Raw genomic sequence first — 369 nt, 5'->3', positions numbered from 1 at the left:
CTGAACTTCATATAATGCTGCTAACTTCGTATGCAATTTAGCCAAGTCATTAGCATATTTGCGAGCCTCTCTGTAATAGATATTTTGGAAAGTTTCATCAACTTTGGTCTGGGTAAAATCGTCTAATTGAAGCTCACGCTTTTTAATTGCAGTTTTTAAGCTGTCATATTGTTTCGTGTAATTGTTGTATGAGATCGGATAGCATGTTAAGCACTTATTCTTGCTAGTTTCATAAACTATTATGATTTGTCGACATTTGACTAGCTTAATATCGTCATTATTAGGTTGAGACTCTATTTCTGAGTAGTCTTGTAGCAATCCCATTGCCCATCTAGTAACATAATCATGATTTTTAGCTTGATCATGAAG

1 protein-coding gene is annotated in these 369 nt (G+C 34.1%); it reads right to left on the bottom strand.

Annotated elements, in window-relative coordinates:
• The coding region (locus tag H3V04_RS10215) for a hypothetical protein (protein ID WP_232342674.1) at positions 1 to 369 on the bottom strand (369 nt) is incomplete at both ends.

Source organism: Bifidobacterium sp. M0353 (assembly GCF_016100645.1).
Lineage (GTDB): Bacteria > Actinomycetota > Actinomycetes > Actinomycetales > Bifidobacteriaceae > Bombiscardovia > Bombiscardovia choladohabitans.
This window is presented reverse-complemented; position numbering and strand designations above follow the sequence as displayed.